Origin of the sequence: Erwinia typographi (genome assembly GCF_000773975.1) — a bacterium.
Taxonomy (GTDB): domain Bacteria; phylum Pseudomonadota; class Gammaproteobacteria; order Enterobacterales; family Enterobacteriaceae; genus Erwinia; species Erwinia typographi.
The window spans coordinates 1-25103 of the sequence record NZ_JRUQ01000044.1; the positions used below are offsets into that span (position 1 = coordinate 1).

The window sequence follows — 25103 nt, forward strand, 5'->3', positions numbered from 1 at the left end:
CCTATATCAGGACTAGTCAATGGTTCTGCTAATCCCGCGATTCAAATTTCGGGAACTGCATCTCGCTGTATTTTACAAAGCGCGTTTTCCGGGTCAGTTTAAAGCCAAACCAGATAATCAGAAATAGCGGAATGCCGATATAGGTTGCGGTCACGCCGTACCAGTCGATGCGATCGGCCAGGAACGCCTGATAGTTCTGTCCCAGGGTAATGATCAGGCAGAGGACAAAGGCAAAGATCGGCCCCAGCGGGAAGAAACCGGAGCGATACGGCAGGTCCGCCGGGTCCAGCCCCTGAGCCACATAGCCACGACGAAAACGGTAATGGCTGATCGCGATGCCGAGCCAGGCGATAAAGCCGGTCATGCCAGAGGTATTAAGCAGCCACAGGTAGACGCTCTGATTGCCGAACATTGAGGTCAGGAAGCACAGCCCCGCCACCGCGGTAGTGGCATACAGCGCGTTGCGCGGCACGCCGCCTTTGGACAGTTTGCCAAACATACGCGGCGCTTTGCCTTCGCGAGCCAGGGTGAACAGCATCCGCGTTGACGCATACATTCCTGAGTTCCCGGCGGAGAGCACGGCGGTCAGGATCACGGCATTCATGACCGCCGCCGCTGAAAGCAGCCCGGCATGTTTGAACACCAGCGTAAACGGACTGACGCTGATATCGGTCACGTCGTTACGCAGCAGGTTTGGATCGGTGTAAGGGATAATCAGGCTGATCACCAGTATCGCAAATACATAGAACAGCAGGATGCGCCAGAACACCTGACGCACGGCGCGAGGGATGTTTTTAGCCGGATCTTTTGACTCCCCGGCCGCGATACCGATCAGCTCAGTTCCCTGGAAGGAGAAGCCAACGATCATCGCCACGCCAATCATCGCCGAGAAGCCACCGGCAAAGGGCGCATCGCCAATTTTCCAGTTCTGCCAGCCAGCCGCTTCGCCGCCTCTGAGAATGCCCACAATCATCAGCACGCCCACCGCGATGAAGACGATCACCGTCACCACTTTGATCAGCGAGAACCAGTATTCCGCTTCGCCGAAGCCTTTTACCGAGATGTAGTTCAGCAGGAAGATCACGCACAGGAACAGCGCGCTCCACAGCCAGCCGGGAGTATCGGGGAACCAGTAGGTCATCACCAGCTGTGAGGCCACCAGGTCAACGGCGATGGTTACCGCCCAGTTGTACCAATAGTTCCAGCCCAGCGCGAAACCGAAGCCCTCTTCCACATAGTTAGCGCCGTAGGTGGAGAACGAGCCTGAAACCGGCATAAAGGCTGCCAGCTCGCCGAGGCTGGTCATCAGGAAATAAACCATCAGCCCGATCAGCATATAGGAGAGCAGCGCGCCGCCCGGACCGGCCTGCGAGATAGTGGCGCCGGAGGCCACGAATAAACCGGTGCCAATCGAACCGCCAATGGCGATCATCGTCAGATGACGCGCCTTAAGCTCACGCCGTAGCGCAGGCTGTTGTGTTGTTTTTGTGTCCTGAACCATCTTTAAATGCTGCGTCCTTGAAAAAATAAGGCGCGATTGTAGCAAACTGACCCGGCACGCATAGTGATTACGCCATGTTATAAGATAGCTTCATGATCGGCTCAGAATTATTAGTTTGAGCGTATTTTACCGGAGAAGTAGCGGGGATTTTTGCTGGCCCCGACTGGGCGGGGCCTGTTCTGACGGGCGTTATTCCGTACAGTAGCTTAAAAAGCGCAGCAAAGACTTGGAGAGATGCTTCTGCCGGTGATGAATGCGATACAGCGTGCGTTTCAGCTTAGGCAGAGGAACATTCACCTCCCTGAGGGTGCCAACGGCCAGCTGCTCGGCGATCACCCGGCGCGACAGGCAGCTAATCCCCATACCGTGGCGGACGGCATGTTTGATCGCTTCAGAGTTGCCCAGCTCCAGCGCCAGCCTGAACTGCGGCAAATGTGACAGCAGTAGATAGTCTACGATTTCGCGGGTGCCGGAACCGTGCTCGCGCAGAATCCAGGGGGCGGAAGCCAGCGTTTCCAGGCTGACCGGCCGCGTGAAAATCTCCGCATCCGGCGCGGCAAACACCACCAGCTCATCTTCCAGCCAGGGTTCGCTGAGAATTTCAGGCATATGGCACGGGCCTTCGATCAGGCCGATATCAACGCGAAAATCCGCCACGGCGGTAATCACGTCCTGACTGTTGCCGACGCTAAGCTCCAGCGGCAGGTCGGGATAGTCCTTGCGCCAGCCTGCCAGCATCCCCGGCAGCAGGTAGTTGCCGATGGTGCTGCTGGCATAGACCCGCAGCGCCCCATTGTCTTCACGAAACAGCTGTTCGATTTCCATCGCCTGCTCCAGCAGCGCAACCGTGCGCGGATAGAGTAAGCGCCCGTGCTCGTTGACCACCAGCCGCTTGCCGACGCGGTCGAAAAGCTGCACGCTAAGCTGGCTTTCAAGATCCGCCAGCGCGGCGCTGACGGCCGATTGCGACAGCGCCAGTATCTGCGAGGCCTGGGTTGTCGAACCGCTCTTCAGCACTTCAGCAAAAACTTCCAGCTGCCTTAATGTAATATGCATCGCTGCTCCTCAGTCGCGATCATTCTGCTCGCCCCATTGTTCTACCACTTATTCCGGTTAATTATAAATATATAATCAATTTCTCTTTTAAGCCAGATTTCTCCATGCTGTCAGTATTGAAAAGGAGAAGGCTATGACCACACTGACTCTGCACCACCCCCAACACCAGCCTGCCCGCTACGTTGCCGGAGTCCTGCTTGCCCTGCTGCTCGCCACCGCGGCCAACTGGCTGGGGAGTTTTCCCGCCGTTGCCGCGCTGGGGCTGGGCGCCCTGACGCTGGCTATCGTCGCCGGAATTGTCGCTGGCAACACTATTTACCCACCCCTGGCTGAAAGATGCGATCCGGGCGTGATGCTGGCGAAACAGCAGCTGCTGCGCCTTGGCATTATTCTTTATGGCTTTCGACTGACCTTTCAGCAGATCGCCGAGGTTGGCATAAGCGGCGTGCTGATTGATGCGCTGACGCTCAGCTCGACGTTTCTGCTCGCCTGCTGGCTGGGCCGTCGGGTGCTTGGGCTGGATCGTGACACCGTCTGGCTGATTGGCGCCGGCAGCAGCATCTGCGGCGCGGCGGCGGTGCTGGCTACCGAACCGGTTCTCAAGGCGCAAGCGTCTAAAGTCGCGGTGGCCATCGCTACCGTGGTGATTTTTGGCACGCTGGCGATTTTCATTTACCCACTGCTCTACCCGCTGGCCTCAGCCCTCTTCCCCTCCGTCACCCCCGGCAGCTGGGGCGTGTTTACCGGCTCAACGATGCACGAAGTGGCGCAGGTGGTGGCAGCCGGTCACGCCGTCGGCCCGGAAACGGAAAATACGGCGGTGATTGCTAAAATGCTGCGGGTCATGATGCTGGCCCCCTTCCTGCTGCTGCTCAGCGCCAGGATTCGTCAGCTTGCTCCATCTGCTACGAGCAGTCAGACGACGCTGCGCTTCCCGTGGTTTGCGCTGGTGTTTATCGCGGTGGCGCTATTTAACTCGCTGCATGTGCTGCCGGAATCGGTGGTCAGCAGGCTGAACCAGCTGGATAATATTGTGCTGGCTACCGCAATGGCGGCGCTGGGGCTGACTACCCATCTCAGCTCGCTGAAAAAGGCCGGGCTGAAGCCTCTGCTGCTTGGGCTGCTGCTGTTTGTCTGGCTGATCGTGGGCGGCGGCGCGATTAACCTGCTGATCCAGCATTTGTTGTCATGACTTCAGGCCGTTTCCGGTTATCATTGCCTGATTGTGTCTGGAATGCAGGCCACCTAACAGGAGAAACGGCATGAAATATATCGGTGCCCACGTCAGCGCAGCAGGCGGCGTGGATCAAGCGGTGCTGCGCGCACATGAACTCGAAGCCACTGCCTTTGCGCTGTTTACCAAAAACCAGCGCCAGTGGCGGGCAGCGCCGCTGACTGATGAAGTCATTACCGCCTTTCGTGCGGCCTGTGAAAAATACCAGTACGCCGCCGCGCAGATCCTGCCGCACGACAGCTACCTGATTAACCTTGGTCACCCCGTTTCCGAAGCGCTGGAGAAATCCCGCGAGGCCTTTCTGGATGAGCTACAGCGCTGCGAGCAACTCGGCCTGTCGCTGCTGAATTTTCATCCGGGCAGCCACCTGCACCAGATTGAAGAAGATGCCTGCCTGAAGCGCATTGCCGAATCGATCAATATTGCGCTCGATAAAACCACCGGCGTAACCGCCGTGATTGAGAATACCGCCGGACAGGGCAGCAACCTTGGCTTCCGCTTTGAGCATCTGGCGGCAATTATCGACGGCGTTGAGGATAAATCCCGCGTCGGCGTCTGTATTGATACCTGCCACGCCTTCGCAGGCGGCTACGATCTGCGGACGGAAGAAGAGTGCGTGAAGACGTTTGAAGAGTTTGAGCGCATCGTCGGCTTCCAGTATCTGCGCGGTATGCACCTGAACGATGCGAAAAGCGAGTTTGCCAGCCGCGTTGACCGCCATCACAGCCTGGGCGAAGGCAACATTGGTAAAACGGTGTTTAGCTGGCTGATGAAAGATCCGCGTTTCGACGGCATCCCAATGATTCTGGAGACCGTCAACCCGGATATCTGGAAAGATGAGATTGCCTGGCTGAAATCCGAACAGGTGGCGCAATAAAGCCGCCCGGCTGAATAAGAGTCAGCACGCTCACGCTTCATCACTCAGCATAAAACAAGCGCGGTCACCCGCGCTTGTTTTTATTGCCGTCACCGTCAGGATCAGGCTTTGGCTAACTCTGTCTCCGGGCGTTTCAGCACGGCATATGAGAGACCAGCCACCACGGTGCCGATGATAATCGCCATCAGATACCCGATCACCGGCGTAATAGCGCCAGGGATCAGCAGTACGAACAGCCCGCCGTGTGGCGCCATCAGTTTGGCTCCCACCGCCATCGAAATCGCTCCGGTCAGCGCGCCGCCGATGATGCAGCAGGGCAATACGCGCATCGGGTCACGGGCAGCGAACGGAATCGCGCCTTCAGAGATAAAGCACAGCCCCAGCACCAGCGCCGCCTTGCCCCCTTCCTGCTGACCTTTATTAAATTTCTTACGGGCAACCAGCGTTGCCAGGCCCATTGCCAGCGGCGGCACCATACCGGCCGCCATAATGGCTGCCATTGGCGCGTAGGTCTGGGAACTCAGTAAGCCAACGCCGAAGGCATAAGCCACTTTGTTCACCGGGCCGCCCATGTCGGTACACATCATCCCGCCGAGAATAGCGCCCAGCAGAATCGCGTTCGCCGTACCCATGTTAGCCAGCCAGTGGGTCAGCCCTTCCATGATTTTTGCGACCGGCGTTCCCACCACGTAAATCATCAGCAGGCCGGTAATCAGGCTGGCGACCAGCGGAATGATCAGGATAGGCTTCAGCGCTTCCATACTCTGCGGCAGCTTAAGCCTGGTGCTGATAAACTTCGCGGCGTAACCGGCAATGAAACCGGCGATAATCCCGCCGAGGAAGCCTGCGTTGATACTGGTGGCCAGCATGCCGCCAATCAGCCCCGGCGTCAGGCCCGGACGGTCGGCGATAGAGAAGGCAATAAAGCCCGCCAGCACCGGCACCATCAGCGCGAAGGCGCTGCCGCCGCCAATTTGCATCAGCGCGGCGGCCAGCGTGCCCTGCTCTTTAAACGCCGTAATACCGAAGGCGAAGGAGAGTGCGATGCTCAGACCGCCCGCCACCACCATCGGCAGCATGTAGGAAACCCCGGTCAACAGGTGACGGTAGGCGCCTGCGCTCTCTTTTTTCTCTTCGCCCTGGGAAGACTGCGCGCCCCCCTTAGGTTGATAAGGCTTCGCCTCCGCTACGGCTTTATCCAACTCCTGCGCGGTTTTCTTCAGCGCCAGGCCGGTAGAAGTGCGGTACATTGGCTTACCGGCGAACTTCGCCAGGTCTACGTCAATATCCGCCGCCACGATCACCAGATCGGCTTCCGCTACCTCTTCAGGGGTAATGGCATTGCCCGCTCCCACCGAACCACGGGTTTCCACCTTCACCCACCAGCCGCGTTTTTTCGCTTCGGTGTCGATGGCTTCTGCCGCCATAAAGGTGTGCGCCACGCCGGTTGGGCAGGCGGTAACCGCCACGATACGCTTCGCCCTGCCAGCCGTTGCGGCAACTGGCGAGGCAACCGCTGGCGCGTGCCAGGGTTTGGCTTCGGCCTGGGCTTTTGCCAGCACCGCGTCTGGCTGACGCAGAAGCTGTTCAATGTCCGCCAGATAGACCGCCTTGCCGTCAAGCGAAGCGTCGGAAGGAATGTTTTTCCCGGCAACGATCACCTGGTCAGCGTCGGCCAGGCTATCGGTGAGCGTCAGCCCCTTGCTGGCCGCGGCGGCCGTGGTGATATTTTTTGCCAGATAGCCTGTAGCAAGCCCCAGCGAAGCATCAATTATCAGCAGCGTTTTCATTATCGCTCTCCTGCTGTTAGTTAAAAGGTTGTAGGTCGACGCGCGCCATCATCGCGGCCAACTGGGTACGGTCTTTAACGCCCACGTTGCTCTGACTGACGGCCATAGCCGCCACGGCGGTAGCAAGACGCAGCGTATGTTCGCTGGATTCACGCATCAGCAGGCCGTAAATCAGCCCCCCGACCATCGAGTCCCCGGCACCGACGGTGCTGACGACTTCACAAGCCGGTGGTTTGGCGATCCATTCACCTGAAGCATTCACCCACAGCGCGCCTTCGGCACCCAGTGAGATCACCACATGGGCAATGCCCTGCTCGCGCAGCGCATGAGCCGCTTCAATCACGTCCTGCAAGGTGGGAAGCGGGCGTCCGGCCCAGATTTCCAGCTCGCGGCGATTGGGTTTCACCAGCCATGGAGCGGCTTTCAGCCCTGCCACCAGCGCTTCACGGCTGCTGTCGAAAATGATGCACGGGCAGTGGGTACGCAGCGCGGTCATCCACGCGGTAAACGCCTCCGGCTCCACGCCGGCGGGCAGACTGCCGCTGACGCAAACCATATCGAACTGCCCCAGCCAGCTCAGAGAATCCGCGGTAAAGCGCTCCCAGTCCTGCGGCGTGACGTCAAAACCAGAAAAGTTCAGGTCGGTCACGTCGCCCTGCTTCTCGGTCAGCTTGACGTTAATACGGGTGCGGCCTTCCACCACCTGAAAGCGGTTAGCGATCCCCAGCTCGCTGAACAGGTGCTGAAAACCATCCTGATTCTCTTTGCCGAGGAATCCCCCCACCGTGACGTCAATGCCAAGATCCTTGAGAACCTTAGCGACGTTGATGCCTTTGCCCGCGGCATGAAGTCCGGTTGTTTTCACCAGGTTCACCTCACCGCGCTCAATCTCCGGCGTGTAGCCGACCAGGTCATAGGCGGGATTCAGAGTAATTGTTGCGACGCGACGACTCATGCTGCCCCCTCGCCCAGTCCGGCTGAAATGGCTTCACCAATGGCATCCAGCGCGGCGCGCGCATCCTGTCCGCTGGCGGTAAAGCGCAGGCGATGGCCTTTTTTCACCCCCAGCGCCACCACCTTCATCAGGCTACGGCCGTTGGCCGGTTTCCCGCTGCCGTCAAGATTGGTCACGGTAACCTCGCAATTATACTGTTTGATGACGCTAACCAGGGCGGTTCCCGGACGTGCATGGAGGCCATGCTCGTTGCGAATGGTGAACTCTTCGGTCAGCACGTCGGCCTGTTCCGACACGTCGCTGGTGAGCAACGCCAGAATCCCCGCCGCATCCGCAGTCAGCAGCCGTTCAGCTTTTTGCTGAACCAGCAGGTCACTCAGATAGTTAAGGACGCTCATCGGCTGGTCGTCGGCTACGGCTACGGTCAGCAGCAGCGCCACTTTCTCGCCTTCTGCCTCAAAGGCATTTGCCGCACGGCTGACGGCCACGGCGCTGCCGAGGTTGCCTTCAGTGCTGTCGCTCAGCCAGATGCCCTGCCCCAGGTTAAGCGGCCTGCCGGAGATTACGCTGCTGACGAAGCTGGCGTCCACGGAGCCAGCCTGCTGTAGCCGACCGGCGTTCAGCGCCTGTAAAGTCATTAAATCGCTGGCGGCGACTTCCGTCGCGATCAGAGAAGTATCGAATTTGAATTCCGCGCCCTGCTTTTCGCCCATCAGCAGGCCGCGCAGGGTTTCAGCGGAGTCAGTACTTTTCAGCTTTTCGGCTACGCTGTCATCGCTGAGCACATGGGTCAGCTGACGCAGCAGCGCAAGGTGCTCGTCGGATTTTGCGGCAATGCCGATCACCACATATACGGTCTGATCGTCGCCCCAGGCGATCCCCTGCGGGAACTGAAAGACCTGCACGCCGGTCTGTAGTACCAGATCGCGGGTCTCGGTCGTGCCGTGAGGGATAGCAATGCCGTTACCCAGATAGGTTGAGGTTTGCTGCTCGCGAGCGAGCATCCCGTCGACGTACCCTTCCCCGACGTTACCGGCTGAAGTCAGCGCGGCGGCAACCTGACGAATGGCCTGTTCTTTATCTCCGGCGGTCGCGCCGGGGTGAATTGCGTTCAGTGCTAGCTGGAACATAGTTCTCCTCTCTGCTGAATTTGAATCGTTTCAGCTACTTTGAGAAAAAAAGCGCCGTCTGTTGAGTAACAAGCTGAACAGACAACGCTGAAACGTTTCAAGGAGTTTGGTCCCGTTCGATCATGGGTTGCAAGTTTTACCGCTTACGGCGTAGCAGATTTTTGATACCACGCACACTTTGCTGACGAGATTCAGAAAAAACAGGTTTCTGCCCCCCGTTAGCTGACGGTTGCTGAACGCCGGTAGTGCTGGTGAAAAATGAGCCTTGCGCAGCAGGCGCACTGGAGAAATAAAACGACTTGTGCGGTGCCGGAATCCGGCATTTAAAAGAGGTAAAAGCAGAAGATACGCAAGCTAAGGCGCGGTTTGCCGCTCCAGATCGAGCAAATAAATCATCGCCTCCTGCCGGTTGCTTTTGCACATTTCAAGTCCGGGCTTCAGCCCGGTGCAAACGGCTGGCCTTAGCGGCGAATTGAATATTTTGCAGCGCTGCTGTTCATCCAACTGAACGCAGGGTGTGTTGGCAGGCTTGCCGTTGGGCATCCCAGGCAAGGGGCTGGAAATTGAAGGCGCGGTACAACAGGCCCCACAGGCGGCACGGCACTCCATCTTTCTTCTTTCCCCAGGGTGATATTGCGCGACAATAGCAGTCGCCGCCGGAGAAGGCTATTCTTTAATGAAAGCGGGTTATCACGCAATTCATCCGGGCTTTCTTTGCGAGCAGATGGGGTCAGCACTTGCCTGAATCCGTCAGCCGGAGTAAGTTGACGCGAGAATTTTCCACGGGCCTGTTATCGAGATCTTAGAATGCCAAGAGCAAATGAAATAAAAAAAGGGATGGCGGTTAGCCTTAACGGCAAGCTGCTGTTAGTGAAGGACATTGATGTACAGAGCCCCAGCGCGCGCGGCGCTTCAACCCTGTATAAAATGCGCTTTACCGATATCCGCACCGGCCTGAAGGTTGAAGAGCGCTTCAAGGGCGATGAGATTATCGACACTATCTCCTTAAGCCGCCGCCAGGTCACCTTCTCTTATATAGACGGTGATGAATACGTCTTTATGGATGATGAGGACTATACCCCTTACGTCTTTAAGAGGGAGCAGATCGAAGAAGAGCTGCTGTTCCTGCCAGAAGGCGGCATTCCCGGCATTCAGGTATTAACGATGGATGGGCAGGTGCTGGCACTTGAGCTGCCGCAGACGGTTGATATGGAGATTGTGGACACCACGCCCGGCATCAAAGGGGCTTCCGCCAGCGCCAGAACCAAACCGGCCAGCATGAGCACCGGTCTGGTGATTCAGGTGCCCGAATACCTGAGCAACGGCGACAAAATTCGCATTCATATTCCTGAGCGTCGCTATATGAGCCGTGCAGACTAGCAGGGTAGCCCGGCGATGACCCGTGCATCGCCGCAATTGTTATGTTATAACAAAAAATCAGCGCGCAGACGGACAGCATCTCAGCCTGTGCTCACCATCCAGTCAGCGAAACGTCGAGCTTCCCCCTTCTGGCAACGCCCTGTTTGCGGTTAGCGTTGAGGTCTGCACGCTATTTTTGCCATATTGCCAGCGCATGATTCATCCAATAAGGAGAGAAAGATGACCCGGGTAAATCTGATTACCGGCTTTTTAGGCAGCGGCAAAACCACCACCCTGCTGCATCTGCTGGCTAACAAACCGGAGAACGAACGCTGGGCCGTTTTGGTCAACGAGTTTGGTGAAGTGGGGATTGATGGCGCGCTGCTGGCTGAAAGCGGCGCGATCCTGAAAGAGATCCCCGGCGGCTGCATGTGCTGCGTGAATGGGCTGCCGATGCAGGTCGGGCTCAATATGCTGCTTAAGCAGGCTAAACCCGATCGCCTGCTGATCGAACCCACCGGCCTCGGGCATCCCAAACAGATCCTGGAGATGCTGACAGCGGAAGTTTATACCCCGTGGCTGACGCTGGAGGCTTCTTTATGTCTGCTGGACCCTCGCCAGCTGGCGGATCGGCGCGTGGTGGAGAACGAAAACTTCCGCGACCAGCTTGCCGCCGCCGATATTATCGTGGCGAATAAAGCTGACCGCTGGCAGGAGGCGGATAAACAGGCGCTGGCGCAGTGGCAGGCCAGCGACGAGCAGCAGCGCCCGGTGGTCATCGCCAGCTTTGGCAAAATTGAGAATGCTTTGCTTGATCGGCCGCGTACTAACCTGCGGACGCTGCCGGAGGGGCATAATCACGCGCACGCGAAGCCCCAGTCAGGACTGGCCGCGCTGTCGCTCACCTCGGGAACCCGCTGGCGCCGCTCGTTAAATCAGGGACAGGGTTATTATGCCTGCGGCTGGATTTTCGATGCCGATACGGTGTTCGACACCATCGGCCTGCTGGAATGGGTGCGGCTTGCTCCGGTTTCCCGCGTAAAGGGAGTGATGCGCATTCAGGAAGGGTTAGTCAGCGTCAACCGCCAGGGAGAAGATTTTCATATTGAAACCCGGCAATCCGCGCCGCCAGACAGCCGGATAGAGATGATCCACGAGTCGGAGGCTGACTGGAACATTTTGCAAACATCTTTGTTGAAACTTCGTTTAACTCCAGAGGTATAATCTGCTCCGTTACTATTTCTTAATTAATCCTTAACCTGAAATGACCATTAACCGTTTACTGACTATCCTGGTACTTAATGTGCTGGGCTTAGCGCTATTCTTTTCCTGGTATCTTCCGGCTAACCACGGCTTCTGGTTCCCGATCGATAAAGGTCTTTTTTACTGGTTTAACGATCGGCTGTTGACCAGCAAGCCGCTGCTTTGGCTGCTGGCTATTACCAACTTCAGGGCATTTGATGGCATTTCGCTGTTAGCAATGGGCGCGCTCTATCTCCATTTCTGGCGTCGCGAAACGCCGCCCGGCCGTCGTCGTTTGCTGGCAATTGGTATTGCTATGTTAATTTGCGCCGTGGTGCTCAACCAGTTGGGTCACCTCATTCCGGTTTCCCATCCCAGCCCAACTAAATTCTTCCCGGAGGTTAATCACGTCTCAGAATTAACCGGTATTCCGGCGAAGGACGCTTCGACAGACAGCTTCCCCGGCGATCACGGCATGATGCTGATGGTGTTTGCCTGCTTTATGCTGCGGTATTTTACCCGGCGCGCCTTTCTGCTTGCCGTGGCTATCGTGCTGATTTTCGCCTCGCCGCGCATTATGATTGGCGCTCACTGGTTTACCGATGTGGTGGTGGGTTCGCTCTCTATCGTGCTGGTAGGCATGAGCTGGTGCTTAATGACGCCGCTCAGCGATGCGATCGTTAACGCGCTGTATCGCCATCTGCCAGGAAAATATAAGCCTGCGAAGTAACCAGCCGCTTGCCGTTTGCAAAAAGGTCCCTTTTGTAAACGGCCAGGCCTGTAATTAGCATCTTGATTAAATTTCCGTTAAAAGATTTCATTATGGCTGCGGGCAGGCAAAAACGGTGACTTAACGCGATTGTCCAGCCTGATGACTCTTAAATTTAAAGAGTCGTCTTTTTTTTGCGCTTTTTTACCCTTTTCTCCTCAAGTTTTCTCCCTGATTGCCGATATTGTAGCCGTGATAACAGATTCTTGTTTCATATCATTAAAACCTATAAAAAAGTCGCTAAAACCCCTCGCCATGGGGCTGGTAATCGGGTAACCTCGATTTCGATTAGGCTACTTAAGTAAACTATTTCCAGATTTACACTAAAAATTGTGCTCCCTTGCACATTTTAGGGTTTCAGGAATTGTCTTACCCTGTTGCGCTAATTAATCTCGTTCCGTCTCGCAATTTTTCTAACGACTTCGTCGTTAAGGACTTCAAGGGATCACAAACATAATGGTCAAGTCTCAACCAATTCTGAGATATATCTGGCGGATTTTACCCGCGGTCGCTCTGGCGACGACACTATCAGCATGTAGCTCGACGAATACCGGCAATAATGCACAAACTGATACGCATGCAGTTAAGAACCAGAACGGTTTTTTACTTCAAGCGTCTCAGGATGAATTCGAACAGATGGTCCAGAACGTGGATATCAAATCACGCCTGATGGATCAGTATGCAGACTGGAAAGGCGTTCGTTACCGTCTTGGCGGTACCAGCAAACGCGGCATTGATTGTTCGGGATTTGTACAAACTACGTTCCGTGAACAGTTTGGCCTGGATCTCCCCCGCTCCACCTATGAGCAGGAAGATACCGGGAAAAGCATCAACCGTGGCAAGTTACGTCCAGGTGATTTAGTGCTGTTCCGCGCCGGTTCTACCGGTCGCCACGTCGGCATCTATCTTGGCAACGATAACTTCGTTCACGCCTCTACCAGCAATGGCGTGATGATTTCTAATCTGAACGACAGCTACTGGAAGTATCGTTACCGTGAAGCTCGACGGGTTCTGAAAAACTCCCAGAGTTGACTTCAGGTCCCTGAAGTCTGCGAAAAACGAGATAAGAAACGCTGCTTCGGCAGCGTTTTTTTTATCTACCGGGGAATAAATTTACGCATTGCCTCGCCCGTGGCCCTGCTGCTACCCTTGCCGGGTGCATTTTTTTCTCCTGGAGCTGAATAACACCATGATATTGCGCTGGTTTACTTTCTTACTTTTCAGCGTTACCGCTGCATCCGCTCAGGCTGAAAATATTAAGGTGAGCTACGCCTTCGCCCAGCTCGGTGAACCTAAATATGCCGCTGATTTCACCCACTACGATTATGCCAACCCGACCGCGCCGAAAGGCGGCAGCGTGACCCTTTCCGCTATCGGTACCTATGACAACTTCAACCGCTTTGCGATGCGCGGCAACCCCGGCGCCGGTACGGATACGCTTTACGACCCGCTGTTCACCACCTCTGACGATGAAACGGGCAGCTATTACCCGTTGATTGCTGAGTCCGCCCGCTATCCCGACAGCAGCCGCTGGATTGAAGTCACGCTGAATCCGCAGGCCCGTTTTCAGGACGGTTCGGCCATCACGGCAACGGACGTGGCCTTTACCTTTCATAAATTTATGACCGAGGGCGTACCGCAGTATCGCGTGTATTATAAAGGCGTCACGGCAAAAGTTATTTCAGAGCTGACCGTACGTTTTGAGCTGCCGGAAAGCGATCGCGATAAAATGCTGTCGCTACTCTCCACCCCGGTGTTCCCGGAAAAATTCTGGAAAGACCACAATCTTGGCGAGCCCCTTTCCGCGCCGCCCTTATCCAGCGGCCCTTATCGCGTCTCCTCCTATAAAGTGGGTCAGTACATTAGCTATTCCAGAGTAAAGAATTACTGGGCGGCAAATCTGCCGGTCAATAAAGGCCGTTTTAATTTTGATACGCTGCGCTACGATTATTATCTGGATGATAATGTCGCCTTTGAGGCGTTTAAAGCGGGCGCGTTTGATTTTCGTAACGAAAGCTCGGCGAAAAAGTGGGCGACGCAATATCGCGGTAAAAATTTCGACAATCATTTTATTACCAAAGACGAACAGCCTAATGATGTGGCTACGGCCAGCAGCTGGCTGGCCTTTAACGTCCAAAAACCCCTGTTCAGCGACCGTCGGGTTCGCGAGGCGATTTCCCTTGCCTTTGATTTTGAATGGATGAACAAGGCGCTGTTCTATCACGCCTATCATCGCAGCAACAGCTATTTCCAGAATACCGAATATGCGGCGCGCAACTATCCTGATGCCAAAGAGCTGGAAATTCTCGGGCCGCTAAAAGGCAAAATTCCTGATCGGGTCTTCTCGCAGATTTATCAACCTCCCCATACGGACGGCAGCGGCTACGATCGAGCTAATTTGCTCAAGGCGCTGGACCTGCTTAAGCAGGCAGGCTGGACGTTAAAAAACCAAAAATTAACCAACGTCAAAACGGGCCAAAGCTTCGGATTTGAGCTGCTGCTGCGCAGCGGCGGCAACGATCAGTGGGTGCTGCCTTTCCAGCATACGCTTAGCCGGTTGGGCATCACCCTGACTATCCGCCAGGTGGACAGCTCCCAGTATCTGGCTCGCCTGCGCAAAAGCGATTTTGATATGCTGCCTTCTCCCTACCCGGCAATGCCGTTCCCGGACAGCAATTTGCAGATCTACTGGGCCTCCAGCTTTGTTAATTCAAGCTATAACCGCCCGCACGTCATGAGTCCGGTGCTGGATGGGCTGATCGCGCAGATCAATCAGCATCAGGGAGACAAGGTCGCGCTGCTGCCGCTCGGCCGAGCGCTGGACCGGGTTCTCACCTGGAATTATTACATGATCCCCATGTGGTATAACGCCAACAATCGCTATGCGTACTGGAGCAAGTTTTCAATGCCGACTATCCGCCCGACTTATTCTCTGGGCTTTGACAGCTGGTGGTATGATGCTAACAAAGCCGCGCAGCTGCCGGCCCAACGTCGCTAAGGGGTAAAAGTTTGGCCGCTTATTTATTACGCCGACTGCTGCTGGTGATCCCCACGCTTTGGGCGATTATCACCATCAACTTCTTTATTGTGCAGATCGCCCCCGGCGGTCCGGTCGATCAGGCGCTGGCGAATATCGAGTTCGGCCAGACTACCGGTCTGCCGGGCGGCGGCGCGAGTGAAAGCCATTCGCGCGTTAACCTGAGCGCCAACCCCGGCGACAGCCAGTATCGCGGCTCCCGCGGCCTGGACCCTGAGGTGATTGCTGAGATAACCAAACGCTACGGCTTCGATAAACCGCTTTATCAGCGTTACTTCACTATGCTGTGGAACTACGTGCGTTTTGATTTCGGCGACAGTCTGTTTCGCAGCAACTCGGTCCTGCAACTGATTAAAGAAAGTCTGCCGGTGTCGATCACCCTCGGGCTGTGGAGCACGCTGATTATCTATCTGGTGTCGATCCCACTTGGCATTAAGAAAGCGGTACGTAACGGCAGCGCGTTTGATATCTGGAGCAGCGCGCTGATTATTATCGGCTATGCGATCCCCTCTTTCCTGTTCGGTATTTTACTGATTGTGCTGTTCGCCGGCGGCAGCTATCTGGACTGGTTCCCGCTGCGAGGGCTGGTTTCCGCCCAGTTCGACGCGCTGCCCTGGTACGGTAAAATCACCGATTATCTCTGGCACATTACTCTGCCGGTGATTGCTACGGTGATTGGCGGCTTCGCCACGCTGACCATGCTGACCAAAAATTCGTTTATGGATGAAATCCGCAAGCAGTACGTGGTCACCGCGCGGGCGAAAGGGCTGGATGAGAAAAAAATTCTTTATCGCCACGTATTCCGCAACGCCATGCTGCTGGTCATTGCCGGTTTCCCGGCCACCTTTATCAGCATGTTTTTCACCGGTTCGCTGTTAATTGAGGTGATGTTCTCGCTGAATGGCCTCGGTCTGCTGGGCTATGACGCTACCATCCAGCGCGATTATCCGCTGATGTTTGGCACGCTGTATATTTTCACGCTGATTGGCCTGCTGCTGAATATCCTTAGCGATATGACCTACACGCTGGTCGATCCCCGCATTGATTTTGAGGGACGATAATGAGCCGCTTAAGCCCCGTTAATCAGGCGCGCTGGGCGCGATTCCGCCACAACCGCCGCGGATACTGGTCGCTGTGGATCTTTGCCATCCTGTTTGTACTCTGCCTGGGCGCCGAGCTGTTGGCTAACGATAAGCCGCTGCTGGTGCATTACCATGACCGCATCTGGTTCCCGCTGCTGGTGGATTACAACGAGACGGATTTCGGCGGCCAGTTGGCCACCCCGGCGGATTATCAGGACCCGTGGCTGCAATCGCGCATCGCTCAACAAGGTTGGGCAATCTGGGCGCCCATTCGCTTTGGCGACGGGACGATCAATTTTGCCACCACGGCGCCCTTCCCTTCGCCGCCTTCCGCACAGAACTGGCTGGGAACCGATGCCAACGGCGGCGACGTGCTGGCCCGCATCCTGTACGGCACGCGGATCTCGCTGCTGTTTGGCCTGATGCTGACGCTGATTTCCAGCGTTATCGGCATTGTGGTTGGCGCTTCGCAGGGCTATTACGGCGGCAGGGTAGACTTGTGGGGCCAGCGCTTTATTGAAGTGTGGTCCGGGATGCCAACGCTGTTTCTGATTATTCTGCTGTCGAGCGTAATCCAGCCGGGCTTCTGGTGGCTACTGGCGATCACCGTGGCGTTTGGCTGGATGCAGTTAGTCGGCGTGGTCAGAGCTGAGTTTCTGCGCACCCGTAACTTTGACTATATCCGTGCGGCGCAGGCCCTCGGCGTTAGCGATGGCAAAATCATGTCGCGCCATATGCTGCCTAACGCCATGGTAGCCACCCTCACCTATTTGCCTTTTATTCTGTGCGGCTCGATCACCACGCTGACCTCGCTGGATTTTCTGGGCTTTGGCCTGCCGATGGGGTCGCCCTCGCTCGGCGAACTGCTGCTGCAGGGGAAAAACAATTTACAGGCGCCCTGGCTGGGGATGGCCGCCTTCTTTTCACTGGCGATCCTGCTGTCGCTGTTGATTTTTATCGGTGAGGCTGTTCGTGACGCCTTCGATCCCAGTAAGGTGTACTGATGTCGCTACTGACCGTCAAAAATTTAAGCATTGCCTTTCGTCAGGCTGGCATCGATCGCCAGGTCGTCAGCGATCTGTCGCTGTCGGTGGATGCCGGGGAGACGCTGGCGCTGGTCGGCGAGTCCGGCTCGGGGAAAAGCGTCACGGCCTTGTCGATGATGCGTCTGCTGCCTGGGCCGCCGGTGGTTTATCCACAGGGTGAGATCCTGTTCGCCGGCCAGGACGTACTGAAAGCCGATGAGCGCCAGATGCGCGGCCTGCGCGGCAACCGGATGGCAATGATTTTTCAGGAACCCATGGTGTCGCTCAACCCGCTGCACAACATTGAAAAGCAGCTGTATGAAGTGCTGTCGCTGCACCGAGGGATGCGCAAAGAGTCCGCCAGAGCGGAGATGCTCAGCTGCCTCGATCGCGTCGGGATCCGTCAGGCAGCGAAACGCCTGAACGACTTTCCGCATCAGCTGTCCGGCGGCGAGCGCCAGCGGGTGATGATCGCCATGGCGCTGCTGACGCAGCCTGAGCTGCTGATTGCCGACGAGCCGACGACCGCACTGGACGTCACGGTACAGGCGCAAATCCTCGTACTGCTGCGGGAGTTGAAGCAGGAGATGAATATGGGACTGCTGTTTATTACCCATAATCTTAACATTGTGCGCCAGCTGGCGGATAGCGTGGTGGTGATGCGCAACGGTCAGGCTGTGGAAAAAAATAGTACCTCGCAGCTGTTCAGCGCCCCGCAGCATCCTTATACCCAGGCACTGCTGAACGCAGAGCCGGAAGGCCGCCCAGATCCTGTTGATAAAGACGCGCCACTTCTGCTGCGCGTGGAAAACCTCCGCGTGGCCTTCCCGATAAAACAGGGCTTATTGCGGAGGATTACCGGCTACCATCACGCGCTTAAGTCGCTGAGTTTTACCCTGAGGCCAGGCGAAAGCCTGGGGCTGGTCGGCGAATCCGGCTCGGGGAAAAGCACCACCGGGCTGGCTTTACTGCGCCTGATTCAGTCTCAGGGAGAGATCTGGCTCAACGAGCGGCCGCTGCATGAGTGGGATCGGCAGAAAATGCTGCCGGTTCGCCGCCAGATGCAGGTTGTTTTCCAGGACCCAAACTCCTCGCTCAACCCGCGCCTCAGCGTGCTGCAAATTATTGCCGAGGGTCTTCAGGTGCATCACCCCGATCTGAGCACGGCGGAGCGCGAGGAAAAAGTGATAGAGGCAATGCAGGAGGTGGGGCTGGAGGCTGAGACACGCCATCGCTATCCGGCAGAATTTTCCGGCGGTCAGCGCCAGCGCATCGCCATCGCCCGGGCGTTAATCCTTCAGCCCAAACTGATTATTCTTGATGAACCAACCTCGTCACTGGACCGCTCGGTGCAGAAACAGATTCTGACGCTGCTGAATAAATTGCAGCAAACCCACCGGCTCGCCTACATCTTTATCAGCCACGATTTACGGGTAGTCCGCTCTTTATGCCATCAGGTTGTGGTGCTGCGCGAGGGGGAAGTCGTGGAACAGGGCGAGTGTGAGCAGATCTTTGCTTCGCCAGCGGCGGACTATACCCGCCAGCTACTCTCGCTAGCCTGAGCGGTCAGGAAGAGCCGCCCCGGAAAGTTTCGGCAATGCCGACGCCAAAGTTTTTCAGGCGGCAGGTGGCAGCACACTCATCATGGCGGGCAACAAACAGGCAAGGTTCGCCCGCCCACTCCACCACGGCGCAGTTGAGCTGAATTTCCGTCAGCGCGTCTTTAATCATTTGCATGATCTCCCACGCCTGCTTGCCGCTCTGGCTAAGCAGCGTAAGGCCGATCAGATCGTCATCCGCCTTATGGCTGTTGAGGATCAGCGGCTCCACGCAGGTGCCCATTGGCCCCGCTCCCCAACGGTAACTTTGCGGTAAACGATGTACTACGGAATGCTGTAACGTATTCACCCTGACTCCCCAGACCGGTATCAGCCATTTTTAACAGCTCTCTTCGCGCGCTTTTTCTCTGGCAAAAAACGGGACCATTAATGGGCTAATGCAGCAGCCCTGCTCCTGTTAATATTTTTTTGAGAAGTAACTCTCATTTTAACGCTATATTTACCGCGTTAGCGGCGCGATAACAACCACTTTTGTTGCACAGCGGTAACTTTTTTAATGGATTAATTTTACATATACATAACATCAGCAGACATAAAGCGGTCAGAGCAGGATTAAGTGAAAAGAAGTGAAAAATGGTGGGCAAAAACGGGCAGGAGCCGCGCGCCATTCAGGCGCACGGCGGGCTGTCAGGCCGACGCATCTTTGCGCGGGCGGGTCGCATAGATAAACAACAGGATGGAGAGCGTTGCGCAGATAAAAATAGACCCCACCATCGGCCAGGCGCTGTTAAATGACAGCGTCGACAGTAAGGCGCCGACCAGCGCCCCCACGCCAAAGCGCAGCGTTCCGGCCAGTGAAGAGGCCGTACCGGCCATATGCGGAAACTCTTCCAGGATCACCGCCATCGCGTTCGACGAAACCATCGCCACGCAGCCGATAAACATCGCCACGCCAAACACCAGCGGCAGGAAGCCCAGGTTAAATGCGCTGACCAGCACCATCCAGACGCCCATGCTGAACTGTATCAGCAGGCCGAAGCGAAACATCGCCAGCGGACCAAAGCGGCGCACCGAACGGCTGTTCAGCAGCGTCATCAGGAACAGAAATACCACGTTAAGCGCAAAGTAATAGCCGAAATCCTGCGGCGTGATGTGGTTCAGCTCAATGTAAACAAACGGCCCGGCGTTAAGGAACGAGAAGAGTCCGGCGAACGAGAAGCCGCTGGCCAGCATATAGCTGAACACCCGCTTGTGGCGGAATAGCGAAAGGAAATTACCCATCGTGGTGCGCAGATGAAACTTCTGGCGCTTATCTTTGGGCAGCGTTTCTTTAATTTGCGTGACCACCAGCACCGTGGTCACCACCGCCGCGCCTGAAATCGTCCAGAAAATGGCGTGCCAGCTCCAGATCAGCAGCAGCCAGCCGCCAACGATCGGCGCCATCAGCGGCGCAATAGTGGTGACCAGCATCACAAAAGACATCATGCGTGAAAACTCCTCTTTCGAGTAGGTATCACGCATCAGCGCACTGATCACCACGCTTCCGGCAGCCGCAGAGAGCCCGTGCAGCAAACGCATATAAATCAGGTGATCGATGGTTTGCGACATAGCGCAGGCAGCGGCGGCTACGGCAAAGATCAGCGTCCCTGCCGCAATAACCGGCTTGCGGCCAAAGCTGTCAGCGAGCGGGCCATAAACCAGCTGGCCCAGCGCAAACCCCAGAATGTAGATGTTCAGCGTCATCTGCACGCTGCCAGCGGACACGCCGAACTCACGAGCAATTTCCGGCAGCGCAGGCAAATACATATCAATCGACAACGGCATTAACATGGCCAACAGGCCGAGGATCACCACCAGTCCCACCGATGAGTTCTTGTCCTTACGCACCCTCATTGCTCCTCACTTCTGCTTTTTATTAGTTTGCAATTAGCGGGGAACGCCCACGCTGGCAATTTCTTCTTCCGTCAGCGGGCGATATTCCCCTGGCGCCAGATCTTCGTCCATAACGATGCCGCCAATACGCTCGCGGTGCAGGGCGACCACATGGTTGCCCACGGCGGCAAACATTCGCTTCACCTGGTGGTAACGACCTTCGCTGATGGTCAGACGCACCTGACGTTCGCTGACCAGTTCCAGCGCGGCAGGTTTGGTCAGATCCTTCTCGTTATGCAGCTGCACCCCAGCAGTAAACTGCGCGGCCGTATCGTCCGCCAGCGGAGATTCCAGCGTCACCAGATAGGTTTTCTCGCAGTGGTGGCGTGGCGAGGTGATGCGGTGAGACCACTGGCCATCGTCAGTCATCAGTACCAACCCGGTGGTGTCGATATCCAGCCGCCCTGCCGCATGGAGCTTGTAAGCGGTAGGTTCTTCAAGGAAGTAAAGGATGGTGGGATGATCCGGGTCATCCGTTGAGCAGACGTAGCCTTGCGGCTTATTCAGCATAAAGTAGCGAGGACCCAGCTGCAATTGCAGCTGATTCCCGTCATAGTCAACCTGGCTTTCCGGGCTAAGCTTAAAGGCGCCATCGCGAACCACTTCCCCGTCAACGGTGACTTTACGAGCCCGTAGCTCACGAAGGGCTATCGCCCGGCTGACTTCCAGCTGCTGAGATAAAAATTTATCAAGTCGCATTAAATCCGTACTGCCTGTTTGAGTGAAAAAGAAACCGACGCACCGCGAACCGGTACGTTTAAGCAAGAGTTTCGATATGAGCCTACAGTATATCGGGAGTTGTTCCTCGCGCACAGTGGGTGACACGCACGATTGCCGCTTTCGTGGCATAATGCGGTTTTGCTCTCAGATTGCTAACTCATGTCGTTTACGCTTCGTCCTTATCAACAGGAAGCGGTTGATGCCACGCTCGGCTATTTCCGCCGCTCCCACCAGCCCGCCGTCATCGTGCTGCCTACCGGCGCGGGCAAAAGCCTGGTGATCGCCGAGCTCGCTCGCCTGGCAAAAGGTCGGGTGCTGGTGCTGGCGCACGTAAAAGAGCTGGTTGCGCAAAATCACAGCAAATACCTGGCCTTTGGCCTGGAAGCGGATATCTTTGCTGCCGGCTTGCAGCGCAAAGAGAGCCACAGCAAGGTAGTCTTCGGCAGCGTGCAGTCCGTCGCACGAAACCTCGCCCAGTTCGACGGCGAATTTACCCTGCTGATTGTTGATGAATGCCATCGCATCAGCGATGCCGACGACAGCCAGTATCAGCAGGTGCTCAGCCACCTGCGCCAGCGTAATCCGCGGCTGCGCCTGCTTGGCCTGACCGCCACGCCCTACCGCCTTGGCAAGGGCTGGATTTATCAGTTCCACTATCACGGGATGGTGCGCGGCAGCGAGCAGGCGCTGTTCCGCGACTGTATTTATGAGCTGCCGCTGCGCTATATGATTAAACACGGTTTTCTGGTGCCGCCCGAAAGGCTGGACATGCCGGTAGTGCAGTATGACTTCAGCCGCCTGACGGCGAATGAGGGGGGCCTGTTCAGCGAAGCCGACCTCAACCGCGAGCTGAAGCAGCAGCAGCGCATTACGCCGCATATCATTCAGCAAATCGTTGAGTTTGCGCAGGACCGCCAGGGCGTGATGATCTTCGCCGCTACGGTGGAACATGCTCAGGAAGTGCTGGGCCTGCTGCCTGACAGCAAAGCGCTGATCAGCGCCGGAACGCCGGGGCCGGAGCGCGATGCGCTGATTGCCGCCTTTAAGGCGCGTGAACTGCGCTATATGGTGAACGTTGCGGTCCTGACAACTGGCTTCGACGCTCCACACGTCGATCTGATCGCCATCCTGCGGCCTACCGAGTCCGTCAGCCTTTATCAACAGATTGTCGGACGCGGACTGCGGCTCTCGCCGGGAAAAACCGACTGCCTGATTCTCGACTATGCAGGCAATCCTCATGATATTTTTACCCCCGAAGTCGGCTCGCCCAGGGGTAAAAGCGATAACCAGCCGGTCCAGGTCTTCTGCCCCGCCTGCGGTTTTGCCAATACCTTCTGGGGAAAAACCACCGAAGACGGCACCCTCATCGAACATTTTGGCCGACGCTGTCAGGGCGTGATGGAAAATGATGACGGCGAACGCCAGCAGTGTGACTTCCGCTTTCGCTTTAAAAACTGCCCGCACTGTAATGCCGAAAACGATATTGCCGCGCGAAAATGCCATCAGTGCGACGAGTTGCTGGTAGATGCGGACGATATGCTAAAGGCCGCGTTGAAGCTGAAGGATGCGCTGGTGCTGCGCTGTGCCGCCATGGTGCTGGAGAACGGCGCGGATCGGAAGGGAGAGTGGCTCAAAGTGCGCTATTTTGATGAGGAAGCGACCGAGGTCAGCGAGAGATTCAGGCTCAGCACCCCCGCACAGCGCACCGCTTTTGAACAGATTTTTATGCGCCCTCATCAGCGAGCGCCCGGCGTTCCGCTGGTCTGGCAAAGCGCCGCCGACATTGTCGCCTTACAGCCGCTGCTGCGCCAGCCCGATTTTGTGGTAGCCCGCAGGCAGCGCCATTACTGGCAAATCCGGGAAAAAATGTTCGATTACCAGGGCCGCTACCGCCGGGCCAACGAGCTGCGCTAAACGACATATTTTAATCCGTTGCCCGAACGGCCTGAGTTGGGCTATAATGCGCCCCGCTTTTGCTAACGCAAAAGTTGAACACTCCAACCTGCTGCTGGGTCGCCTGTAGCAGGATAATCAGATAAAGAGATTGAACAATGTTCACTATCAATGCAGAAGAACGTAAAGAGCAGGGCAAGGGTGCGAGCCGCCGCCTGCGTATAGCTAACAAATTCCCGGCCATCATTTATGGCGGTAAAGATGCAGCTGTCGCTATCGAACTGGACCACGACTCAGTGATGAACCTGCAGGCTAAGCCTGGCTTCTACACTGACGTTCTGACTCTGGTTGTTAACGGTAAAGAAGAAAAAGTAAAAGTGCAGGACGTTCAGCGTCACCCGTTCAAACCAAAACTGCACCACATCGACTTCGTTCGCGCTTAACAGCCTGACCGATTTTAGTGTGAAGAAAACGCCGCTTAATGCGGCGTTTTTTTTTGGGGGCTTTCCCGGCAAGACGATTCGCGAGATCGCCTCTCGCGAGCCAGAATTAATTGCCGCTGCTGCGACGCTGTAACTGATCGCGTAAATTAGGCGGCGTGCCCTTGATCGTCAGGGTATCGGTCGCGGGGTCCCAGAAAATGCGTTCCCCCAGCAGTAGCGCGTCAAAGTTGAGCGTCAGCCCTCCCCCGCTGCCGGCAAACTTGGTCAGCTGGCGGAGTGTGCCGCGATCGGCCGGGAAGCTCTCTTCCAGCTCATAGCCCTGCTCCTGGGTGAAGGCCTGGAAGGTTTTCTCCCCCAGCGGAGCCAGTTCATTCGACAGCCCTTCCAGCTCAATTTCCTCGCCGGACTGTAACTGCTCGTTGCAGTAGCTGTAGACCTGCTGACGGTAGTTCTGCCGCTCATTTTTATCGAGGCTGGCTTCGGAACAGTAGTCATCAACGGCCTGAAGCAGTCCACGGTTCTGTGCTTTAGTATCCAGCCCCACGCTTGCGCCGAGGAAATCCATAAAGAAGTCGGCAACCTTGCGACCCACGCGGCCGCGCAGGAAGGTCAGATAGCGGGTGGATTCAGGGTTAGTTTCCCATTCGGTCAGATCGATGCGCGCCACGATGTCGGCATGATTAATGTCCAGATAATGGGTGCTGCTGATATCCAGCTCTTCGTTAACGCGCATGCTGTTCTGGCTGTTCAGCACCGCAACCAGTAAATATTCTACCGCCAGATAGCGATAGTGGCCGAAAAGGACAATGCCCCCCTCGGCGAATGGGTATTTCGCCAGCTCATCGCGCAGCCTTCCGGTTGCGGCCCGGCTGAACGCCAGAAAATCATCCTCGCCTTTGCGGCAGTTGCGCAGCGCATCCGCCAGCTCGCTCCCCTCATTAAACAGGCCATAAGCCTTGCTCTTGGCGCTGTAAACACGGTGCAACTCTTCCATCATGGCGGTGACGGGCGCGTTGGCAGGCAGCAGCGATTCGCGCAGCACCAGCTCCAGCGTCTGTTCATCACGCTTAATCAGCTGATGGAGGGCAATCTGCTCGATATCCAGACTCATGGTAGACTCTCCTTTTGACGTAGGCGCGTATTCAATCACCGAGCGTCTCTGCGATCAACAGGCAACAACATTAACCTGTTGCTGACGATAAAAGTGCAGAAAAAATCCCGGTTTTACGGTAAGATGCCGCCCTTTAATACTCAATAAATTCGACGTTATGCCACAATCATCCCGTTACAGTGACGACCGCGTGGAGAAACTCCTCGCTGAAATGGCCAGTGTGCTTGAAAAAGACCAGGCCCCCACCGATCTTTCCCTGATGGTGTTGGGAAATATGGTGACCAATTTGCTCAATACCAGCGTAGCACCGGCTCAACGCCGTTCGCTGGCGCGCTCGTTCGCCGAGGCCTTACAGGCTTCCGTGCGGGATGATAAAGCCCATTAATGT

General features: G+C 56.3%; 24 protein-coding genes. 13 read left to right on the forward strand and 11 right to left on the reverse strand.

Annotated features, from left to right (window positions below; all coding sequences use genetic code 11):
* Positions 1-28: 28 nt before the first annotated feature.
* Both NG99_RS15310 and yieE read right to left on the reverse strand, forming a co-directional pair.
* Complete coding sequence (locus NG99_RS15310) at positions 29-1501, reverse strand: amino acid permease (protein ID WP_034894705.1); 1473 nt, start codon at positions 1499-1501, stop codon at positions 29-31.
* A gap of 189 nt (positions 1502-1690) precedes the next feature.
* Positions 1691-2557, reverse strand: a complete 867-nt coding sequence (gene yieE, locus NG99_RS15315) for a DNA-binding transcriptional regulator YeiE (RefSeq protein ID WP_034894708.1) — start codon at positions 2555-2557, stop codon at positions 1691-1693.
* A 133-nt stretch (positions 2558-2690) separates the two neighbouring features.
* Here yieE and NG99_RS15320 point away from each other — a divergent pair, with 133 nt between their 5' ends.
* Complete coding sequence (locus NG99_RS15320; protein ID WP_034894710.1) at positions 2691-3749, forward strand: YeiH family putative sulfate export transporter; 1059 nt, start codon at positions 2691-2693, stop codon at positions 3747-3749.
* 70 nt (positions 3750-3819) lie between these two features.
* Positions 3820-4668: a deoxyribonuclease IV gene (gene nfo, locus NG99_RS15325; protein ID WP_034894712.1), complete on the forward strand. Its 849-nt coding sequence runs from the start codon at positions 3820-3822 to the stop codon at positions 4666-4668.
* Between the two features lie 101 nt (positions 4669-4769).
* On the opposite strand, the gene fruA is transcribed toward nfo, so the two are convergent.
* The 5 genes from fruA to NG99_RS28320 all read right to left on the reverse strand — a co-directional run bounded on the left by fruA (position 4770) and on the right by NG99_RS28320 (position 9152).
* Positions 4770-6458 carry a PTS fructose transporter subunit IIBC gene (gene fruA, locus NG99_RS15330; protein WP_034894715.1) on the reverse strand — a complete coding sequence of 563 codons (1689 nt, stop codon included), beginning with the start codon at positions 6456-6458 and terminating at the stop codon, positions 4770-4772.
* Positions 6459-6474: 16 nt separating this feature from the next.
* Complete coding sequence (fruK, locus tag NG99_RS15335) at positions 6475-7413, reverse strand: 1-phosphofructokinase (protein WP_034894718.1); 939 nt, start codon at positions 7411-7413, stop codon at positions 6475-6477.
* Positions 7410-8543 carry a fused PTS fructose transporter subunit IIA/HPr protein gene (gene fruB, locus NG99_RS15340; protein WP_034894721.1) on the reverse strand — a complete coding sequence of 378 codons (1134 nt, stop codon included), beginning with the start codon at positions 8541-8543 and terminating at the stop codon, positions 7410-7412. Before fruB ends, fruK begins: the two co-directional genes overlap by 4 nt.
* A gap of 136 nt (positions 8544-8679) precedes the next feature.
* Positions 8680-8964: a hypothetical protein gene (locus NG99_RS29715; protein WP_198138798.1), complete on the reverse strand. Its 285-nt coding sequence runs from the start codon at positions 8962-8964 to the stop codon at positions 8680-8682.
* Positions 8898-9152, reverse strand: a complete 255-nt coding sequence (locus NG99_RS28320) for a YkgJ family cysteine cluster protein (RefSeq protein WP_072017606.1) — start codon at positions 9150-9152, stop codon at positions 8898-8900. The genes NG99_RS29715 and NG99_RS28320 overlap by 67 nt, the downstream gene beginning before the upstream one ends.
* A 198-nt stretch (positions 9153-9350) precedes the next feature.
* On the opposite strand from NG99_RS28320, the gene yeiP reads away from it, so the two are divergent.
* From yeiP to yejF, 8 genes are all read left to right on the forward strand, one after another.
* Positions 9351-9923, forward strand: a complete 573-nt coding sequence (gene yeiP, locus NG99_RS15345) for an elongation factor P-like protein YeiP (RefSeq protein WP_034894724.1) — start codon at positions 9351-9353, stop codon at positions 9921-9923.
* A gap of 219 nt (positions 9924-10142) precedes the next feature.
* Positions 10143-11126: a CobW family GTP-binding protein gene (locus NG99_RS15350; RefSeq protein WP_034894727.1), complete on the forward strand. Its 984-nt coding sequence runs from the start codon at positions 10143-10145 to the stop codon at positions 11124-11126.
* Between the two features lie 40 nt (positions 11127-11166).
* Positions 11167-11874 (forward strand): phosphatase PAP2 family protein, encoded by a 708-nt coding sequence (locus NG99_RS15355; RefSeq protein WP_034894730.1) that lies wholly within the window; start codon positions 11167-11169, stop codon positions 11872-11874.
* A gap of 495 nt (positions 11875-12369) precedes the next feature.
* A complete protein-coding gene (gene mepS, locus NG99_RS15360) occupies positions 12370-12945 on the forward strand; it encodes a bifunctional murein DD-endopeptidase/murein LD-carboxypeptidase (RefSeq protein ID WP_034894733.1) in 576 nt (191 codons plus the stop codon).
* Positions 12946-13102: 157 nt separating this feature from the next.
* Positions 13103-14911, forward strand: a complete 1809-nt coding sequence (locus NG99_RS15365; protein WP_034894736.1) for an extracellular solute-binding protein — start codon at positions 13103-13105, stop codon at positions 14909-14911.
* Positions 14912-14922: 11 nt separating this feature from the next.
* The gene (locus tag NG99_RS15370; RefSeq protein ID WP_034894738.1) at positions 14923-16011 is read left to right on the forward strand and encodes a microcin C ABC transporter permease YejB; all 1089 of its coding nucleotides are present in this window, start codon (positions 14923-14925) and stop codon (positions 16009-16011) included.
* Positions 16011-17036, forward strand: a complete 1026-nt coding sequence (locus NG99_RS15375; protein ID WP_034894741.1) for a microcin C ABC transporter permease — start codon at positions 16011-16013, stop codon at positions 17034-17036. The genes NG99_RS15370 and NG99_RS15375 overlap by 1 nt, the downstream gene beginning before the upstream one ends.
* Positions 17036-18619 carry a microcin C ABC transporter ATP-binding protein YejF gene (gene yejF / locus NG99_RS15380; protein ID WP_034894743.1) on the forward strand — a complete coding sequence of 528 codons (1584 nt, stop codon included), beginning with the start codon at positions 17036-17038 and terminating at the stop codon, positions 18617-18619. The genes NG99_RS15375 and yejF overlap by 1 nt, the downstream gene beginning before the upstream one ends.
* Positions 18620-18623: 4 nt before the next feature.
* On the opposite strand, the gene NG99_RS15385 is transcribed toward yejF, so the two are convergent.
* The 3 genes from NG99_RS15385 to rsuA form a co-directional block, all read right to left on the reverse strand.
* Entirely contained in the window at positions 18624-18965 is a 342-nt protein-coding gene (locus NG99_RS15385) for a YejG family protein (RefSeq protein ID WP_034894747.1), read from the reverse strand.
* Between the two features lie 338 nt (positions 18966-19303).
* Positions 19304-20503, reverse strand: a complete 1200-nt coding sequence (locus tag NG99_RS15390) for a Bcr/CflA family multidrug efflux MFS transporter (RefSeq protein ID WP_157032635.1) — start codon at positions 20501-20503, stop codon at positions 19304-19306.
* A 39-nt stretch (positions 20504-20542) separates the two neighbouring features.
* Positions 20543-21247, reverse strand: a complete 705-nt coding sequence (rsuA, locus tag NG99_RS15395; protein ID WP_034894753.1) for a 16S rRNA pseudouridine(516) synthase RsuA — start codon at positions 21245-21247, stop codon at positions 20543-20545.
* Between the two features lie 180 nt (positions 21248-21427).
* Here rsuA and NG99_RS15400 point away from each other — a divergent pair, with 180 nt between their 5' ends.
* Together NG99_RS15400 and rplY are read left to right on the forward strand one after the other, a co-directional pair.
* Complete coding sequence (locus tag NG99_RS15400; RefSeq protein WP_034894755.1) at positions 21428-23182, forward strand: DEAD/DEAH box helicase; 1755 nt, start codon at positions 21428-21430, stop codon at positions 23180-23182.
* A 137-nt stretch (positions 23183-23319) separates the two neighbouring features.
* Positions 23320-23604, forward strand: a complete 285-nt coding sequence (gene rplY / locus NG99_RS15405; RefSeq protein WP_034894758.1) for a 50S ribosomal protein L25 — start codon at positions 23320-23322, stop codon at positions 23602-23604.
* A gap of 106 nt (positions 23605-23710) precedes the next feature.
* On the opposite strand, the gene yejK is transcribed toward rplY, so the two are convergent.
* The gene (yejK, locus tag NG99_RS15410; protein ID WP_034894761.1) at positions 23711-24715 is read right to left on the reverse strand and encodes a nucleoid-associated protein YejK; all 1005 of its coding nucleotides are present in this window, start codon (positions 24713-24715) and stop codon (positions 23711-23713) included.
* 157 nt (positions 24716-24872) lie between these two features.
* Here yejK and NG99_RS15415 point away from each other — a divergent pair, with 157 nt between their 5' ends.
* Entirely contained in the window at positions 24873-25100 is a 228-nt protein-coding gene (locus NG99_RS15415; RefSeq protein WP_034894763.1) for a YejL family protein, read from the forward strand.
* Positions 25101-25103 lie beyond the last annotated feature (3 nt).

Coding starts and splice junctions, on each gene's coding strand:
- NG99_RS15320 (WP_034894710.1), top strand. CDS start 2,691: ATGACCACACTGACTCTGCACCACCCCCAACACCAGCCTGCCCGCTAC.
- NG99_RS15400 (WP_034894755.1), top strand. CDS start 21,428: ATGTCGTTTACGCTTCGTCCTTATCAACAGGAAGCGGTTGATGCCACG.
- rplY (WP_034894758.1), top strand. CDS start 23,320: ATGTTCACTATCAATGCAGAAGAACGTAAAGAGCAGGGCAAGGGTGCG.
- rsuA (WP_034894753.1), bottom strand. CDS start 21,247: ATGCGACTTGATAAATTTTTATCTCAGCAGCTGGAAGTCAGCCGGGCG.
- NG99_RS15355 (WP_034894730.1), top strand. CDS start 11,167: ATGACCATTAACCGTTTACTGACTATCCTGGTACTTAATGTGCTGGGC.
- yejF (WP_034894743.1), top strand. CDS start 17,036: ATGTCGCTACTGACCGTCAAAAATTTAAGCATTGCCTTTCGTCAGGCT.
- NG99_RS15350 (WP_034894727.1), top strand. CDS start 10,143: ATGACCCGGGTAAATCTGATTACCGGCTTTTTAGGCAGCGGCAAAACC.
- NG99_RS15375 (WP_034894741.1), top strand. CDS start 16,011: ATGAGCCGCTTAAGCCCCGTTAATCAGGCGCGCTGGGCGCGATTCCGC.
- NG99_RS15365 (WP_034894736.1), top strand. CDS start 13,103: ATGATATTGCGCTGGTTTACTTTCTTACTTTTCAGCGTTACCGCTGCA.
- fruB (WP_034894721.1), bottom strand. CDS start 8,543: ATGTTCCAGCTAGCACTGAACGCAATTCACCCCGGCGCGACCGCCGGA.
- mepS (WP_034894733.1), top strand. CDS start 12,370: ATGGTCAAGTCTCAACCAATTCTGAGATATATCTGGCGGATTTTACCC.
- fruA (WP_034894715.1), bottom strand. CDS start 6,458: ATGAAAACGCTGCTGATAATTGATGCTTCGCTGGGGCTTGCTACAGGC.
- fruK (WP_034894718.1), bottom strand. CDS start 7,413: ATGAGTCGTCGCGTCGCAACAATTACTCTGAATCCCGCCTATGACCTG.
- yieE (WP_034894708.1), bottom strand. CDS start 2,557: ATGCATATTACATTAAGGCAGCTGGAAGTTTTTGCTGAAGTGCTGAAG.
- yeiP (WP_034894724.1), top strand. CDS start 9,351: ATGCCAAGAGCAAATGAAATAAAAAAAGGGATGGCGGTTAGCCTTAAC.
- yejK (WP_034894761.1), bottom strand. CDS start 24,715: ATGAGTCTGGATATCGAGCAGATTGCCCTCCATCAGCTGATTAAGCGT.
- NG99_RS15415 (WP_034894763.1), top strand. CDS start 24,873: ATGCCACAATCATCCCGTTACAGTGACGACCGCGTGGAGAAACTCCTC.
- nfo (WP_034894712.1), top strand. CDS start 3,820: ATGAAATATATCGGTGCCCACGTCAGCGCAGCAGGCGGCGTGGATCAA.
- NG99_RS28320 (WP_072017606.1), bottom strand. CDS start 9,152: ATGGAGTGCCGTGCCGCCTGTGGGGCCTGTTGTACCGCGCCTTCAATT.
- NG99_RS15310 (WP_034894705.1), bottom strand. CDS start 1,501: ATGGTTCAGGACACAAAAACAACACAACAGCCTGCGCTACGGCGTGAG.